The organism is Cyclobacteriaceae bacterium, from assembly GCA_025808415.1.
Classification (GTDB): domain Bacteria; phylum Bacteroidota; class Bacteroidia; order Cytophagales; family Cyclobacteriaceae; genus UBA2336.
The window spans coordinates 2317042-2335508 of record CP075525.1; the positions used below are offsets into that span (position 1 = coordinate 2317042).

Consider the following 18467-nt stretch of genomic DNA (forward strand, 5'->3'; position numbering starts at 1 on the left):
CCATGAAAAAGATTTCCGCCATCATTTGTTTCGGGATAGCATTAGTGATTAGCTTTTCCTGCAGCAAAAAAGAAAAACAAGAACACGAAGACCAATTAACTAAACACCAAGCAGTGACAGCAAAACATATTTTAGGCAACCCAGCCTACCAGGCCATTTGCTATGAAGGGTACCGGGAAAAATCAAGAGAGATTCAACCCACCGTGGAGCAACTGACAGAAGACCTGAAAATTTTGTCCGCCATGGGAATCAGGATCATCCGCACATACAATGTGCAGTTTCCCCATGCATCAAACTTACTCAAGGCGATCAGCGAATTAAAGAAAGCCGATCCTGCATTTGAAATGTATGTCATGCTGGGTGCCTGGATAGATTGTAAAAATGCCTGGACCGGCATGGAGCCCGATCATAATATTGAAAGCGAACAAAACGAGGGTGAAATAGAACGTGCCGTAGCACTGACCAATCAGTATCCGGACATCGTTAAGATACTGGCCGTGGGGAATGAAGCCATGGTGAAGTGGGCCGCCAGTTATTACGTTCAGCCTTCCGTCATACTGAAGTGGGTTAACCACCTGCAGTCACTCAAAGCGTCAGGTAAACTTCCCAAAGAATTATGGATCACCTGCTCTGATGATTTTGCCTCCTGGGGTGGCGGAGATCCGGGCTATCACACAGAAGACCTGGCAAAGCTCGTCAAAGCAGTTGATTACATTTCCATGCACACCTATCCGTATCACAACACCCACTACAACCCTGATTTCTGGCGGGTACCGGCTGCTGAAGCAAAGCTTTCAGAAATTGAAAAAGTGGATGCCGCCATGCTAAGAGCCGTGGCATTTGCCAAATCGCAATATGATTCCGTTGCCAGGTATGTGAAAAGCCTGGGGGTGGAAAAACCCATTCACATCGGTGAAACAGGCTGGGCTACGATTTCCGATGGCTTCTATGGTCCTGAAGGATCAAGGGCAACAGATGAGTACAAGCAGGGACTCTATTATAAGCACATGCTGGAATGGACTAACTCGGCAGGCATATCGTGTTTTTACTTTGAAGCTTTTGATGAAATATGGAAAGATGCCGGTAATCCGAACGGCTCGGAAAATCACTTCGGACTATTTGATGTTACGGGTAAAGCAAAATATCCGATGTGGGAGCTGGTGGACACAGGGATTTTTAAAGGCCTCACGCGGGGTGGCCATCCGATCACTAAAACTTATGACGGAGATGTAAAGAAACTGATGAATGATGTCAAGGCGCCACCGGCAAAATGAAACATTCCATTCACTGATAATTCAGCAGCAATACAAATCATACTCGAGGATAACTAAAATTCTACTCCATGTCAGCCATTACAACTAAAGTTCCGTTCGGTCAGAAAGTAGCCTTCGGTTTAGGCATGCTTGCCAATCAGATGTTCCCAGCCGTGCTGGGAATTTTTATGGTGGTACTGGTACAAGACCTGGGCTTTCCCGGCTGGATGTGGGGAACGATTTATTTTTTCCCGAGAATATTTGATGCGTTTACGGATCCCATCATGGGCTTCATCTCCGACAACACCAAATCAAAATGGGGAAGACGAAGACAATATGTTTTTATCGGGGCGGTGGTGATGGGGCTTGCCTTTGTGGCCATGTGGCAATTGTACAGGGACAATGGAATTGAATACAATTTTATCTATTTCATGCTGTGGTCTTTCATCTTCTATCTGGGGCTTACCATTTTCAGTGTGCCCTATGTGGCGATGGGCTATGAAATGACCAGTGATTTTCATGAACGCACCAGCATTATGGGCGTTGCCCAGTGGATTGGTCAGTGGGCATGGGTGATCGCTCCCTGGTTCTGGGTGATTATGTACGACAAATCTTTTTTTGAATCTGCGGATGTGGCAACCCGAACATTAGCTGTGTGGGTGGGTATCCTGTTTGCGATGTGTGCCATGGTGCCGGCAATATTTATTACGAGTAAATCCACACTGAATGAAAACTACTCCCCCCTGAACCTGGCTAACATCGGGGCCAGTCTGAAGCAAATTCTTTCCGGCTTCAAAGAAGCGTTTAAACTTAAACCGTTCAGGCAACTTTGCATTGCGACCTTCCTGGTTTTTAATGCTTTCAACACCATTGCAGCATTTTCCTTCTTCATTATCGTCTACCATCTTTTTAACGGAGATGCCGGTGCCGCGGGCGTCTGGCCTACACTGTTTGGATGTCTGGGTGCACTGGGTACAACCTTTATTGTCATCCCGATTGTTACCCGGCTCTCCAAAAGAATTGGTAAGCGGAATGCCTTTATTGCCTCGCAGGGCGTGTCGATTGTAGGTTATATCCTGCTGTGGTTTCTCTTCATTCCGGGCAAACCGTATATGTTCATTTTTGCGTTGCCGCTCTTCTCGTTTGGTATCGGGAGCCTTTTCGTGCTGATGATGTCGATGACGGCTGATGTGATCGATATGGATGAACTGAATACCGGATTGCGAAGAGAAGGAACATTTGGTGCCATCTACTGGTGGATGGTGAAATTTGGTTTTGCCATTGCCGGTGGACTTAGCGGAGCCATCATGACGATTGTGGGATTTGATTCCGGTGCGGAAGTCCAGCCTGAAGGTGCCATTACTGGCTTAAGGGCGTTTTTCTCCGGCCTCCCGATTACAGGTACACTGATTGCCATGTTTGTCATGCGCAATTACAATGTAGACGAACAGCGCGCCAACGAGATACGCGCGGAGCTGAATAAGCGCAAGGAAGGCAAGAAGGAAAAATATACTTCGTACTATCAGAAGGAGAAATTTCTTTCCCTTAACACGATTCCGGCATTGTCGTCCGATGTTAACTTCACTGCTAAATCAACTGTTGAAATCAGGCAATTGTTTAATAACACCTTACAACGCGGATTATACGGCATATGCTTCAGCCCCTATCGTGAAGGACAGAATATCGGTGATATTTTATCAGAAGAGCAGATCCGGCAACGCATGGCGATCATCTCCCCCTACACGAAATGGGTGCGTTCATTCTCCTGCACGGAAGGAAATGAATTTATCCCGAAGGTGGCACGGGAAAAAGGACTGAAGGTGATGGCTGGTGCATGGATAGATGCGAATAAGGCAAATAATGAAAAGGAAATTGAAGGGTTGATCAGCCTGGCAGAAAAGGGCTATGTGGATATTGCCGTGGTGGGGAATGAAGTACTGCTGCGCAATGATTTATCATTACAGGAATTGCTGCAGTATATTCATCGCGTGAAAAAAGCGCTGCCCAATATTCCGGTAGGTTATGTTGATGCCTATTACCAGTTTAAGGAACAACCCGCGCTGGTGGATGCCTGCGATATGGTGCTGGCGAACTGCTATCCTTTCTGGGAAGGTTGTCATATCGACAAGGCTTCGGGGTACCTTAGACAAATGTACCTGGTGGCCAAAGAAGCTGCACGAGGCAAGCACGTAATTATCACGGAAACCGGCTGGCCGGATATGGGTTCAAGCAACGGTGCGGCACAACCTTCGGATGTCAATGCCATGCGGTACTTTATCAATACCCAAAACTGGGCACAGCAGGAGAACATCGAAATGTTCTACTTCTCATCCTTTGATGAATCGTGGAAAGTGCGGCACGAAGGCGATGTGGGCCAGCGCTGGGGTATATGGGATAAAAATGAAAATCTGAAATATACATAATTATGTCGACTAAGGCTGATAAAATTTTAGCACTGGCAGGTGTCTCGTTCGAAGGTGCCACTGTGGAATCATTACGACAACTGTTCAGAAAAGTGCTGAATGCCGGCATGTACGGCATCGGTTTCAGCGCGTATACCGAAGGACAAAAACCGGGCGATATCCTCAGCGAAGCGCAGATACGAAGAAGGATGGAAATCATCCGGCCGTATACCCAATGGGTCCGGTCATTTTCCTGCACGGAAGGAAACGAGCTCATTCCGAAAATAGCCAAAGAATACGGAATCAAAACATTGGTAGGCGCCTGGCTGGGTAAGGACGACAAGATCAACCAGGAGGAGATAGAGAATCTCATCAAACTGGCAAAGGAAGGCTATGTTGATATAGCCGCTGTCGGCAATGAGGTGATGCTTCGTGGCGACCTGACTGAAGATGAATTAATTGCTTTCATCAATCGCGTGAAGCAGGCCATACCCGGAATTCCGGTTGGTTACGTTGACGCCTATTTCGAATTTGATGTGAAGCCGAGGATCACTGCGGCATGCGATGTGGTCCTGGCCAACTGTTACCCGTACTGGGAAGGTTGCCATATCGACTATTCCCTGCTGTACATGAAAGAGATGTACAACAGGGCCACACGCGCTGCCAACGGAAAGCCGGTGATCATCAGCGAAACGGGCTGGCCAAGCCAGGGCAGCAACTTCGGAGCTGCCATGCCATCAGAGGAAAATTTCATCAAGTACTTCATCAACACCCAGAAGTGGTCAGCGGAGGATAACATTAAAGTTTTTTACTTCTCATCCTTTGATGAAGCCTGGAAAGTAGGTGCTGAAGGTGATGTGGGTGCCTACTGGGGTTTGTGGGATAAGGATGAAAAGTTGAAATTTTAGCTTTAAATAATTTTCCTCTCTAAGGCAGTTCGCACCAATGCAGCAGTATTTTTAACCTGTAATTTTGAAATCAGGTTCTTTCGGTGCGAATCCACCGTGCTGTCGCTCACAAATAGTTTTTCAGCTATCTCATGATTGGTTAAACCTTCGGCAATCAATTTAAGTACTTCGAGTTCTCTCCGGGTTAATAATAATCTGTTATGGTCGTGAATACTGTCACGCACATCGTCCCGACCCAGCCAGGTCTCCTTTCCTTCCATCACTTTCCGAATGGCTAATTCAATTTCATCCGCTGCGGAATTCTTTAACAGATAGCCACACGCGCCAGCTTCTTTCATGCCTTGCAAATAAGTAAGTTGATCCAGATTGGTAAGTGCAATGATTTTCATTTCCGGATTTCTTTTGAGCAGTGCGTTACATAGTTCCATTCCACTTTGATCGGGAAGATTAATATCCAGCAACACAACATCAGCTGTATTCTTCACAAAGTATCCCAGGCACGAAGCGGCATTCATGGCGTGACCGGCCACTTCCATTTCGGGTAGTTGCAGCAACATACTCCTGATGCCCTCTATCACCATGGGGTGGTCATCAACGATAAACACGCGGATCATGTGGCGGGGATTATGATGTGTACGGAAGTACCCTGACCCGCAGTGGACTGCACATCGAGTTTACCTTTCAAATACTCAACCCGCGAACGGATATTAGTCCAACCCGCGCCAATAGTATTACTTTCCTTTACAACATCGAAACCGGTTCCATTATCTTCTACTGTTATGGTGATCTGGTTCTCTTGACGTGCTACTTGCACCAGCACTTCAGTAGCCTTCGCATGGCGTGCAGCATTATTGAGCAATTCCTGCACGATCCTGAAAATAAAAATCTCTGTCTTTCCCTCCAGCCTTTTATCCATACCAATGGATTGAAAGTCAATTTTAAAAATTTGTGACTGCCGCAGATTGTCACAATAACTTTTCAAGGCTTCAGGAAGCCCATACTTCACCAACACTTCCGGCATCATGTTGTGCGCTACGCGCCTGAGCTCAGAGATAGAATGATCCAGCATATCCAGCGACCGCTCAAATACCAACTGGTTGTCTGTATCAAGAATGACATTTGATTTCATATTCGATAGTGAAAATTTTACACCTGATAACAGACCGCCCAGTCCATCGTGAAGGTCTCTGGCGAGCCGACCCCGCTCCTCCTCCTGTCCTTTGATGACGGCTTCACTGGCCAGTAATTGCCTTTCACTTTCCAGTTTTGCAATCTGTGCCGCCTGCACCTGCTTATCTTTCTCAAATATTTTTTTCTTTTGTTGGTACGTACGCCTGGCTAACAAAGCAATGATCGTCAAAGCCAATAGCGATACAACAAGTATGTAATTGAATAACCTGCTTTGCCGGATGGTAAGATCTTTAATGGCGGTCTCCTGCTGGAGTTCCATTATACGTTGCTCCTTTTGCCGTGATTCATATTTGGCCTCGACATTCTGGATGTTTTTGGTAACCGATTCGTTTAATAACAACGTTCGAATGGAATCGCTTTTTAAAGAATAATTTACATTCCCTTTGAAGTCTCTCTTGAAAAGTGCGATTTCTGCCAGCACCGCGTATGCATGACCGATATGACTCAGGTAATTATTGGTAATCGCCAACCGTAGCGACTGCCGGGCATTGCTTTCCGCTTCAGCGATTTGCCCCTCCGTATATAAGCAAGTTGCCAACCCCCGCAAAACAATTACTTCCGAGACTAAATCATTTAGTTTCCGTGCGAGCGCCAGTGCATCTTGATAGGATCGTTTGGCCTCCTGAAAATTACTCAGCCTGATGTACGCATCACCTAAGTGCATCGCTGAAATCAGCAATGCGTATTGGTGATCGATTTTCTTTGCCAACTTCTGAACCTCCTTGAGTAATTCAATTGACCTTTTAACCTGTCCGGTCTTGTTGAGTGGCATGGAAAGATTAACCGAAGCTGAAATTATTCCAACTACATTATTGATCTCCCGGCTAAGTTGTAGTGACTTTTCGCCATACTCAATAGATTTTGGAAACTGATACAGGTTAAAATAGATGGTGCAAAGGTTATCGTATATAGAACTCAATCTTCTTTTGTCGCCAAGTTTCTCATAGATTGGAACAATCTGTAAATATGTTTCAACTGCTTCCTCCTGTCGCTCCAGTTGCATGTACGAAGCGCCAACATTTCCCAGGCAGGCTGCCAGTCGTTCCGGGTCACCAAAGGCGCGGGCTATTTCAACCGATTTAAGATTTAAAGTAAGCGCAGTGTCATACCGACCCATCAGGTTATAGACATACGTGGCATTGGTGTAATAGCTTATGATCCCTCTTGTATAATTTAGATGCGCACTGAGTTCAAGTGCTTTTTCATAAAGCAACAATGCGGAGTCGGGGTTATTATTTTCATACTGCTGTCCGAGCTGAATGTATAGCTTGACTTGATTTGTGTCGGGCTTCGAATTTTTAAGCACACGCCATAAACTATCCCGATCAAGATAATCCTGAGCGCAGACATGGATAATCTGAAAAAGAAGAGCAAAGAATAGAATGAGTCGCAGTTGCATAGTAGATTCCTATACAAATCTAACCGATCCGTTCACATGGTAGTCGGGTAACAAACTGTCTTTTTTAAAAATCCCCTTTTTCGGGGAGAGATGAGATACACTATTGCTGCAATTTTATACTCTCAAATAGCAGTTGAAGCAAGAGGGATTAAACACTAAAACTGATATAAAAATGAAAACTAAAGCCACGCTCGTCACTATTGTCTGTTTAATGAGCGCCATTGCAGCTACTTCTCAGCCCTGTACAAAAGAAGACATTTTGAAGCAACCCGGTAACTGGATCCCAGGCATGAAAAGTTCAACCTACGGGGTTGCCGTAGCCGACCTGGCCAAACAACAAACAATCGTTAACAACATTATTCAGCCTATTCAAAAGAAGTACGTTTCTCCCAGGGGAGTTGACATTGTATTTGGTGGTGCTCATTTTGAGAATTCCAGGTTACCTCAAATTTCCAAGCCTGGAAATTATTACTACGCTTATTTTTATATCGCTGAACATCCCTGTGTTTATACCAAAGAAGCAATGGAAAACCGCGGAGCAAGCGCCTATTTATGGATTTGTGCGAATGATTTTTCCCTTGAATTCGGGCAGAGTTTTTTCGTACCAACAAAACCGAATGAAGAGAATCCCAAGACAGATGCTTTCAGATTAATTGATCAAAAGCCGGTGTTAAAGAATGGCATGTGGTACTGGCGGGATGGAAAAGGGAGTACCGGTGATCACCGTTGGGTAATTTCGCAGGATTCAAAATTACCCTTTGTGGTAATTAGCCGTAAAGAAATGGCTGAGCGTCTTAAAGTCTATTACCAAAAGAAAATTCAGGAAACAGAAGCTCAATTCAATCAAACTCTAAAATCGAACGAAGAAGCCTATCAGAACATAAAGAAATTCAATGAAAAAGAAGCTACTGCTTTCAGGGATCAAAGTAAGGTAGCGGCAGAAAGGCAACGAAGCATTGAACTAGGAATGTACGGCAAATCGCTGGCCGTAGTTGAGAGCATACTAAAATCACCCGACCATCCCGCCCTACAGGAGCCGGCCATCATCGATCACATAAAAGGCTTCAATGAATTTGAAGGTTTTGTGACCGAAGATCACAGCTATGCCATGTATGCTATACGGCCAAATCCCGTTTATTTCAACCCTCAGTTGCCCAAATCATCGCCCCAATTTTTCACCGTGCATTTCCGGATGCCTGAAACAGGCGATAACCTTTTGTCTGAGAAGGCAAAGGAAGATTTATTGAACGCAATTGACTTTACTTCACTCAAAACCATGCTCGGGAAATGAAACCATTTGCAAAACCTGTTTTCCCCTTGCTGCTTATACTATCCGTTTATGCCGCACAGGCGCAACTCCGCGAAACCTTCGATATCATTACCTTCACTCCTCCAAAGGGATGGCAAAGGGAAAGCACCAATAATGTTGTTTCGTTTGTCATCACCAATAACAAAACGGGTAATTGGAGCCGGCTTTCAGTTTACAAAAGTATCATCAGTAATCGTACCCCTGCCGCAGATTTTGATCATGAGTGGAATGAACTAGTTACCAAAGTCTACCAAGGCTCTACCAAACCTGTACCGGAAACATCTGTTGAAGACGGCTGGACAGCCCATTCAGGTGTAAGTCCGTTTACGTGGCAAGGTAAGTCGTCCCTTATTTTGCTTAATACCATTTCCGGCTATGGACGCGAAGTTGTGATTACCGTAACCATGAATTCGCAAACCTATATGAGCCATATTCAGGCATTTCTTAATTCCATCGATTTACAAAAGCCGTCACAGTCCCCGTCATCAACTGTACCAGCGCCAACCCTGACACAATCCGACCCAAAGCCCGTTACCAGTGGCGCCAACGGAAGCGGCATTACCAAATCCACCACATACTTTGATGATGGCTGGACAGCAAAAGCGATGGATGACTATGTTTTAGTAACCAAGGAAAACACAAAGTTTTATATCCACTACGGTTTTCCCATTCCACCCAATTCGCTGTCAAGTGAGTCGGGCACTACAAAGGAAAACTGGGATAAACTGATTACTCCGCGATATGATGTAATCAACCTTTGGCTAAATCCTGATGTAGGTTCATTTGGTGGATTATATAACTACTATGCCGAAGGAACAGCCATTGAGCGTAGCACTGGCAACCAGGTATTTATTGGCTTCCGCACGATCATTAACGGAGCCTATTTCTGTGTAGAAGCCGTTGCCCCCACCAAGGAGGAATACCTGAAGCATTTTCCAAGCATAGCCAGTTTGAAAGACATGCGCGGAAGTAATCGTTTTGCCGTAACCAAGCAGGATGTGGTTGGCGATTGGAGCGGTTCGGATGGTTCAGCTCTCCAATATTATAATGTGTATACGGGGCAGAGTGCGGGAATGCAATATTCGCAAGGCGGACAGGAGTTCTTCTTCAGAAGCACAGACGACTACAACGCTAACATTTCGGGTGCCATAGGAACCATGGGAGGCTCGCAGGTATTCTTTAATGACAAACACAAAGGGACATTTAACGTAACCGATTGGGAAATTACCTTCACCGGTTATGGTGGCAAAACACAAGTCTTCACCGCTTACTTTGAAGCGGTGCGAGGTGGCCGGATATTACACATGGCCAAGAAAGATGCCCCGGGTGTTCATTATCCTTTAGTAAAAGTGAAGTAAACAAATGCTCAACAGAATTAAACCAAACCATATGAAGAACATTAAGAAAGCAATCGTAGCAATGACCCTTACAAGTTTATTGCTCACTGGATGTGGCGGCTCATCAAAAAAGGAATCTGAAACCATAAAGTTAGGTGACATGGAAATCAAGGCTAATGAAATTACCACAACGGATGGAACCAAAGGCTTTAAAGGTGACATCGACAATACGAACCTGCAAACCATTTATGAGGGGCTTACGGTTGAAAAGATACATCTCGTTGATGGCAACGATAAAAAGATAAAAGGAGAAGAAGTGCCGCTCAACTCCAAATTCTCCATCGTGCTGGAGGGAATTAAAAACTACACACTTAAAGACGGTAAAGCCTACCCTAAACTCGGAATGATTTTAATGGGCGATACCGGACCCGTGGTGGGCGAAGATGATTTGCTGGCTTCGTACTCAGAAGGTATGTCGGTGGAAGATGCTTTGGTACTGCGGGCAACATTTACAGTAGGAGCACCCATGGAAGTTGGCAAGACGTACACGTGCCAGGTTAGTGTTACGGATAAAAATAATAATGGAACCTTTATTCAGACTACCTGGATGTTTACGGTGAAGTAAACAAACGGGTATTTTAACCAGATCATGAGAAGTTATTCGCAAATTGATAAGCAGATGTCAATAAGAACCACAAGAGTAGTTTTTCTGCTTGCATTGATTTTCCATTCCTTCGTGGCTTGCGCCCAGGGCATTCTATTGAATGGTATTACAGACTATGTTCAGGTTCCTGATAATCCTGCCTTACGTCCTTCCAGTTTAACCATCGAAGCACAAGTAAATTTCACATCGCTGGCCGGCATTTACCAGGCAATTGCAGGTAAAGGTTATAACACAGACGGAACCCTGAGAAATTCGTATGCTATATGGTATCAGGACGGCTCGCTGCGCGCAGGTATCGATCCATCAAACCTGGCGTATCGAATCCTTGCACCCTGGTCTCCCCTGATCAATCAGTGGTACCATGTGGCCTATACCTATGATCATATTTCAACTGCACAGAACCTCTATATTGATGGTGCTTTGGTTGCCAGTGGGTTTGCACCGCTTCCTATCTATGACAATGATCTGTTTGCTATTGGGGTTGATCGTGATTTCGGTGTCTTTCAGGGGTTTTTCAACGGGAGAATAAACGAAGTCAGGCTTTGGAATTTTCCCCGAACCCAGACCGATATTGCCGCAAACATGAATACCGCTCTTACCGGAAATGAGCCCGGTTTGGTAGCCTATTATAAATTGAATGAGGCCGGCCAGGGTGCGGGAATAACCGTGGCAAACAGCGCCACCGCTACCGGGGCAAGCGTAAACGGAATAACGGTTGGAACAACCTGCTCGCCAATCTTTTCCATATTGGCTCCTACAATTACTTCCTTTTCGCCTACCAGCGGACCCATCGGAACGATCGTTACGATAACGGGTACCAACTTCAGTGACATCCCAGCCAATAACCTTGTCAAATTTAATGGCCTAACCGCGTCTGTATCGGCTAGCACTACAACCAGCGTACTTACACAAGTGCCGGCAGGCACAACTAGCGGATTTATTGAAGTAACCGTTGGGTGCCATTCTACTTTAAGTGCATCGAACTTCACAGTTGTGCTGATCCCGCCAGTAATAAATCCTGTTCCGTTATTGACACAAATCGGAGGTATTGTAACCATAGATTTGATACCGCTTATAACAACTTCCAATACGCTTGATATTAGTTCGCTGCAAATCACTATCCCTACCGTTAGCGGTGCACCTACCTTCATTGATGCCACCGGCATTCTTACTATTAATTATACAGGTATTGGGTTTACAGGAACAGACCTCTTTACCTTACGAGCCTGTGATGTGTTGGGCACCTGCACCGATCAGCAATTTCAAGTGGAGGTGGTTGGCGATATCACGGTATACAATGCACTGTCGCCAAACAACGATGAAAAAAATGACTTCTTATACCTTGAATACATTGACTTATTGCCCGAAACAAAGGAAAACCGGGTAATCATTTATAACCGATGGGGCGATGTAGTCTGGGAAACTCAGGACTACAACAATACCACCCGGGCTTTTAGGGGCACATCTAAAAATGGAAGTGAACTTCCCTCAGGAACCTACCTATACAAAATAGTCTTTAAAAGGGGTACTGTTCGCACAGGGTTTCTTTCGTTGAAAAGGTAAACTGTTCAAAAAAAAACGGATATAAAAAACTCATAACTTTATTCCGCTCAATACATGATTAGTCATGCGCACAGTACCCGATGCATGCTCGTTACACAAAAGGTTGGTGATTATTTGTCGATTTCGGCAGTTCTTGTGTACTCGACCATTGCACAATAAATAAAACGCATTTTAATTTATTGCCGATAGTCGTTTATGATGATATATGTACGATAATCCTCCTAAAACAAAGGGCACTAACATAATCAACATTTGCGGATGGAAGCCACCTGTCATCAAACCAGAGTAAACAGCCCCGGTTAAATCGAAAAACATACCGGCATAGGCCCACTCTTTAATGCGGGGAAAACCAGGCACCAGTAAGGCGATGATGCCCAGCAATTTGGCAACACCAATAAAGGGCAACATGTACAGGGGGTACCCAAGTTGTTTAAAAACCTCTACCCATTCGGGTGCTGAAAGAATGTTGGGTATGGTAGACATCATCATGAAAGCGCAGAACAATACCGTAAAAATCCAGAACACGATGGTGGTACGCTTTGTGTCAGGCTTGGTCATATTTTGAAAAATTCATTTTATGGATACCGAAAGCTAAATACAGCCACAATAAACACCAAAATCATTTGGTTAAAATTTTTCTCACCGGTGCGGGCATTAATTTACTATAGTTAAGAACCGGTTAATCATTGTTTTGGCCGTATTCCGAATAGCAACAAATAGCCAATCATCCAAAACTCTCCAACCGTTGCCGGTATTGTTATCAAATCATCGCCTGGAAAGTTAATGTCTGCATAATTCAAGAAGGCACTGGCGACATAACCGGCTCCACCGAGTATCAGTACCCTACCCAACCAGACCGGCATCCGCTGGGATTGTACCACGATATACCCCATCGGGATAAGCCAAAGGCCAAAGAAGAGGCTTCCTACCCCCCAGGCGTTTTTAATAAGCTGATCGAAAATCTGAATCATGATCAATTTGTCTCCCACTATTGCATCAGCGTTTGCAACGTTAATAGCCCCACCCATTGCTATAGCACTTATCATGATTGCCCCCGCATTCATCATGCCCCAGGCGGCCAACGCCCACGAAGCGAAATGATTGATGTCTTTAAACAGCTTAAAGAAATAAACCGCAGCCAGGGCTTGTGAAACCAAAATTGCAAACTCCAGCAAAAGTCGCAGGCGGGCAAGGGTTTCATGTTCACTTAAATTGGCAGTTGTTTTTGATACATCACCGGATACAAAAACCTGCGGATGCACAACAAGAAAACCTACCACGCCAGAAACGGCCAAAACCAAATACCACATGCCTGTTATGCGGGCAGTAGCAACCAAATCCTTTTGCTGATCATTCATATTGATTATTTAAAGGTTAGAGACGATTCTGACCACCATAAAGTTACAGGTCATACGTCTATCTGAAGTTGAGGGGTATACATCTCGCCTATTAAAGAAATTAGAATCCATATCAATAATGCAATTATTTAAACCACAGAGTACACAAAGATCTGCACAAAGGACACAAAGCGTTACAATTCAGAATCTTCTTCTCTGTGAACTTTGTGCTTTCTTCGTGCCCTTAGTGGTTAACCTTATTTTTGAGATGGCTTCTACTTATTAGATTGAAGCTAAGCATCTGGCACTTCTATAACTTCTTCAACCCCTTCACTTGCGCTTTATTAGCCTCTACTATGCTAATTGCAAATCCGCCACCTGCAGCCGAACGTTGTGATAGTTTTGATTTATTAGTTACTGCAACTTTTCGTATGGTGTATGCCTGTGGATTGGTTTTGTAATGTGCATTTGCGGCATCGGCATAAATAGTAGCAAGGTAAGTCTTGCCATTTTCAAGGAAGCCAAATGAAATAGTCGATGTTCGTGGCGTTTCGCCATTTACATTACCAACATACCAATCCTTTTTTCCTTTTGCCTTGCGGGCAACGGTAATGTATTGTCCGGGTTCGGCTTCCAGATATTTGCTATCATCCCAATCTACTGCTACGTCCTTTATGAACTGAAACGCATCTAAAAACCTGCTGTAATTTTCAGGAAGGTCGGCTGCCATTTGCAATGGACTGTACATGGTTACATACAAGGCCAATTGGTTAGCCAATGTATTATTGCAATGCGAGTTATTATTGGGATTAAGTTTACTAATGTCCATTTCAAAAACTCCGGGCGTATAATCCATCGGGCCACCAATCAACCGTGTAAAAGGCAAGATGGTAACATGGTTTGGCTTTGATCCACCAAACGCCTGGAACTCCGTGCCGCGGGCAGATTCATTACCGATAAGGTTTGGATACGTGCGCGCAATACCGGTAGGTCGCACTGCCTCATGTGCGTTGATCATAATTTTATAATCGGCAGCTTTTTCGAGCACATACTGATAATGATTTACCGTCCATTGGTCATAATGGTGATATCCCTTCGGAAGGATTGGCCCGACATAACCTGTTTTAACGGCATCATAATAATTGTCTTTCATAAACTGAAAAGCCTTGTCCAGGTGGCGCTCATAATTGCGTGTCGATCCGGAAGTTTCGTGGTGCATCACCATATTCACTCCCTTTTGGCGGGCGTAATCACGAACTTCCGGCAGATTGAAATCCGGATACGGTGTTACAAAATCAAACACGTAGTCTTTTTCGTTTCCAAACCAATCTTCCCAACCAATATTCCAACCCTCTACCAATAGTCCATCAAAACCATGTTCGGCAGCAAAATCAATATAGCGTTTCACATTTGCGGTAGTTGCCCCGTGGGTACCATTTGGTTTTACAGTGGTGTAATCCGTAATGCCCAATTGTACAGACGGTAAATCGTTTGTGTAAGTCCATGAACTTTTTCCGGTAATCATCTCCCACCACACGCCCATATATTTCATGGGCTTAATCCACGAAGTGTCCTCAATCTTGCATGGTTCATTCAGGTTATACGTCATTGCAGAAGCCAAAATGGTGCGCGCATCGTCACTTACCATAATGGTGCGCCAGGGTGATTGTGCTGGGGCCTGTATATTTCCTTTATCGCCTGTGGCATCGGGCGTCAGCCACGATTGAAATATCATATTCGTATCATCCAGGTTAAGGTGCATACAGGAATAATTGATCAGCGCAGCTTCGTGCAGGTTAATGTACAGTCCATCATCGGTTTTCATCATCAAGGCAGTCTGCACTCCGGTTGGCGAAAACGGTGTTTGTGAGGCATTTGGTGTAACAGCGTCTTTACTCAGCTTGCGGATTTCGGAAAGGCGAGAGGTGGTATAATCATATTCCTGCGTATCGTAATCACCTGCAATCCAAAATGCGGTGTGGTCGCCCGTCATAGCAAACTGGGTTCGCTCTTCTTTAATAATGAAGTATGCCAAATTTGACTGAAGGGGAAATTCATAGCGAAATCCGAGTCCATCATCAAACAGCCGAAACCGGATGATCAGTTGTCGGTTAGTTTCCTTTTGGATTAGTGTAATGGCCAACTCATTGTAATGATTTCGGATGCTTTTAACCTCACCCCACACAGGCTGCCATGATGAATCATGTGTAGAAGTTTGTGCATTGCTTATGGAGAAATCATTCATTAGTGATTTCGAATCGTTTTTCAATTCCAATCCGAGGGAACTGGGTTTGATTACAGGTTTTCCTTTATAGGATAGTTGATACGTGGGGATGCCATTGCCCTGAAGTGAAAAGCTCATCACCAACTGATTGTTGGGTGAGCGGAGTTCCTGTGCATAAATTATTGCGGTAGAAAGAATAAGTAAGACTGTAAAAAAGGCCCGGTTCATTGTAATTACTGATTAAATGATCTTCTCAATACTATAAAGATATCCGCTTGAATACAACCCTTTTTAACCTGTTCGTCAACGGACGTTTGGTGTATGATTTTGATCATGGTTTGATGCCCCATAATCTGATAAATTCGAAATTGATTGCAATATGCACGGTGGCATGTGCCTTGGAGTGTTCATAATGCATGCTTATACTTTAAATCTATGTTTGGCAACTACCTCATCACCGCCCTGCGCAACTTTTATAAGTTCCGTTTCTACACACTTATCAATGTTATTGGTCTTACCATCGGCATAACCGTATGCCTGATCATTCTACTTTTTGTTCGCTTTGAATTAAGCTACGATCGGTTCAATGTTAATGCGGACAGGATTGTGCGCATTGACTGGGATCTTCAAATGGGAGAAACCCGTACCTACAATGCTGCAGTAACGCCACCCATGGCTGAAGTATTCGTGCGCGATTTTCCGGAAGTAGAAGCGGCCACACGATTCCGCTACAGCGGTTCATTTCAGTTTAAACGCGATGTGGAGAATATTGTAGAATGGCGGGTTGTCTATTCCGATAATGACTTGTTTAACATTTTTACCATTCCATTTATTTATGGCGATCCGTCTATGGCATTGAAAGACCCCCACTCGATGGTGATTACGGAGAAATGTGCCGAACAATTTTTTCCGGGTGAGAATGCACTCGGTAAAACCTTACTAAAAGACAATCAAACACTATACACCATAACCGGAGTTGTTAAAGACCTTCCGGAAAACAGTCATTTTCATTATCGAATGTTTTTGTCGATGGAAGGATTGCCGGAATCAAAAAACGGCAACTGGATTGGCGGGCCATTCAACACCTATCTTCTTTTGCGATCGGGCACGGATGTAAAAGACTTTGAAGAAAAAATTCAGGTAATGGTTGAAAAGTATGTACTACCGAATGCACAATCTTCATTGGGTTCGTCCTTCATGGACAGCTTTATCACTCAAGGTAATACGCTAACCTTGCGTGTCAGGCCGTTAACGGATATTCATCTTCACTCCAATCTACGAAATGAACTTGAAGGCAATGGTGATATTGACTATATATACCTTTTTACGGGCATTGCCGTGTTCACGCTTGTTATTGCCTGCATCAACTTTATGAACCTTGCAACGGCACGATCGGCCAGGCGCGCACGCGAGGTGGGTATTCGCAAAGTAATTGGATCGAGTCGTTTCTTTTTAGCGCTGCAGTTTATTGGTGAATCTACTATGCTAAGCCTGCTGGCATTTATACTGGCATTGGCACTAACCTCCATGCTGCTTCCAGTATTCAACGCGCTTACCGGAATGAACCTGGCGATTCCCATCACCAATATCTGGCTGGGTATTGTTTTGCTAATAGCTGCCATTGTGGTTGGCATTCTGTCTGGGCTTTACCCCGGCTTTGTGTTGTCTGCTTTTGAGCCAGCCCATGTACTCAAAGGAAAATTAACCGGTAGTGGTTCTTCCACGCTGCGAAGCGGACTGGTAGTGTTCCAGTTCATGGTCTCCATCTTCCTTATTATTGGTACTATTGCGTTGCATCTGCAAATGGATTACATGCGCCACAAAAAATTAGGCTTTAATAAAGAGCAGGTTGTTGTGCTACGTGATGTTGAAAATGTAGGTGCACAGTTAGAGGCCATCAGGAATGAACTGATGGATAATAACCTGATCAAATCGGGTTCGGTGTCTTCTTATCTCCCCGGTCCTGGTTCTGCACGAAATACACCACTCATGTGGAAGTTCGGATCGCTACCATTACCGGAAAACTCAGTGAATGGAGAAAAGTGGATGGTGGATTATGAATACATTCCAACACTTGGTTTAGAAATTATTGAAGGACGTAATTTTTCACCCGATCATCCCTCCGACTCCTCTGCGGTAATTCTAAATGAAACAGCCGTGGCCCGGTTTGCATTTCCAGATAGCCCGATTGGCCAAAAGATTTCCTTATTCCGTCAAAATGCTGATGGCTCGCAGGATCAATCGCACCTTGAGCATTGGGAAATAATTGGTGTGGTGAAAGATTTCAACTTTGAATCGTTGCGAAAGAACATCACCCCTCTTGGATTGTTTTTTGGCTCAAGCCGTCAATCCATCGCCTTTCGTTACGAAACCACTAATACACAAGAAGTGATCAACACTCTTGAAAAGAAATGGAAAGCCCTTGCTCCCGGAGAGCCGTTTCATTACAGTTTCCTGGATGAGAACTTCGAGAGCCTGTACAATACTGAGGCAAAGGTGGGGAAATTGTTCACGGCATTTACTGCACTGGCTATCATCATTGCCTGTCTTGGTTTGTTTGCCCTAACTGCTTACACGGCAGAACAACGCACCAAAGAAATAGGAATACGAAAAGTAATGGGAGCTACAGCACAAAACATTGTTTTGCTTTTATCTCTCGACTTCAGCAAATTAATTCTCATCGGCTTTGCGTTGGCGGTACCCATTGCCGCATATTCCATCAACTGGTATTTGCAGGAATATGCCTTTAGAAGTCAGATCACGTGGTGGATTTATGCAGGTGCAGGTATTATTACATTTTTACTGGCGTTGTTAACGATGGGCTACCAATCCATTGTGGCCGCCAGGACTAATCCTATTGAATCATTGAAAAGTGAATAG

The 18467-nt window shown here is 44.5% G+C and carries 13 protein-coding genes; 8 read left to right on the forward strand and 5 right to left on the reverse strand.

Features of this window, described 5'->3' with window-relative positions:
• The first annotated feature begins 2 nt into the window (after window positions 1-2).
• The 3 genes from KIT51_10580 to KIT51_10590 all read left to right on the forward strand — a co-directional run bounded on the left by KIT51_10580 (window position 3) and on the right by KIT51_10590 (window position 4563).
• Window positions 3-1274, forward strand: coding sequence for a glycosyl hydrolase family 17 (locus KIT51_10580; protein UYN85337.1), 1272 nt, complete (start codon window positions 3-5; stop codon window positions 1272-1274).
• Between the two features lie 68 nt (window positions 1275-1342).
• Complete coding sequence (locus KIT51_10585) at window positions 1343-3676, forward strand: MFS transporter (protein UYN85338.1); 2334 nt, start codon at window positions 1343-1345, stop codon at window positions 3674-3676.
• A gap of 2 nt (window positions 3677-3678) precedes the next feature.
• A complete protein-coding gene (locus KIT51_10590; GenBank protein UYN85339.1) occupies window positions 3679-4563 on the forward strand; it encodes a glycosyl hydrolase in 885 nt (294 codons plus the stop codon).
• Between the two features lie 2 nt (window positions 4564-4565).
• Here the strand turns inward: KIT51_10590 and KIT51_10595 are convergent, their stop codons facing one another.
• Entirely contained in the window at window positions 4566-5177 is a 612-nt protein-coding gene (locus KIT51_10595; GenBank protein UYN85340.1) for a response regulator transcription factor, read from the reverse strand.
• The gene (locus KIT51_10600) at window positions 5174-7153 is read right to left on the reverse strand and encodes a sensor histidine kinase (protein UYN85341.1); all 1980 of its coding nucleotides are present in this window, start codon (window positions 7151-7153) and stop codon (window positions 5174-5176) included. The genes KIT51_10595 and KIT51_10600 overlap by 4 nt, the downstream gene beginning before the upstream one ends.
• Window positions 7154-7325: 172 nt before the next feature.
• Here KIT51_10600 and KIT51_10605 point away from each other — a divergent pair, with 172 nt between their 5' ends.
• The 4 genes from KIT51_10605 to KIT51_10620 are packed head-to-tail and all read left to right on the forward strand — an operon-like array spanning window position 7326 to window position 12026.
• On the forward strand, window positions 7326-8444 hold the full coding sequence (locus tag KIT51_10605; protein ID UYN85342.1) for a hypothetical protein: 1119 nt from the start codon (window positions 7326-7328) through the stop codon (window positions 8442-8444).
• Complete coding sequence (locus tag KIT51_10610; protein UYN85343.1) at window positions 8441-9820, forward strand: hypothetical protein; 1380 nt, start codon at window positions 8441-8443, stop codon at window positions 9818-9820. The genes KIT51_10605 and KIT51_10610 overlap by 4 nt, the downstream gene beginning before the upstream one ends.
• Before the next feature lie 31 nt (window positions 9821-9851).
• Window positions 9852-10424 (forward strand): hypothetical protein, encoded by a 573-nt coding sequence (locus KIT51_10615; GenBank protein ID UYN85344.1) that lies wholly within the window; start codon window positions 9852-9854, stop codon window positions 10422-10424.
• A gap of 24 nt (window positions 10425-10448) precedes the next feature.
• The gene (locus KIT51_10620) at window positions 10449-12026 is read left to right on the forward strand and encodes a gliding motility-associated C-terminal domain-containing protein (protein ID UYN85345.1); all 1578 of its coding nucleotides are present in this window, start codon (window positions 10449-10451) and stop codon (window positions 12024-12026) included.
• A gap of 171 nt (window positions 12027-12197) precedes the next feature.
• Here KIT51_10620 and KIT51_10625 read toward each other — a convergent pair whose 3' ends face one another.
• From KIT51_10625 to KIT51_10635, 3 genes are all read right to left on the reverse strand, one after another.
• On the reverse strand, window positions 12198-12584 hold the full coding sequence (locus KIT51_10625) for a DoxX family protein (protein UYN85346.1): 387 nt from the start codon (window positions 12582-12584) through the stop codon (window positions 12198-12200).
• Between the two features lie 125 nt (window positions 12585-12709).
• Entirely contained in the window at window positions 12710-13390 is a 681-nt protein-coding gene (locus KIT51_10630; GenBank protein UYN88560.1) for a DUF4386 domain-containing protein, read from the reverse strand.
• 283 nt (window positions 13391-13673) lie between these two features.
• Entirely contained in the window at window positions 13674-15815 is a 2142-nt protein-coding gene (locus KIT51_10635) for a glycoside hydrolase family 97 protein (GenBank protein UYN85347.1), read from the reverse strand.
• Window positions 15816-16022: 207 nt separating this feature from the next.
• On the opposite strand from KIT51_10635, the gene KIT51_10640 reads away from it, so the two are divergent.
• Window positions 16023-18467, forward strand: coding sequence for an ABC transporter permease (locus KIT51_10640; protein UYN85348.1), 2445 nt, complete (start codon window positions 16023-16025; stop codon window positions 18465-18467).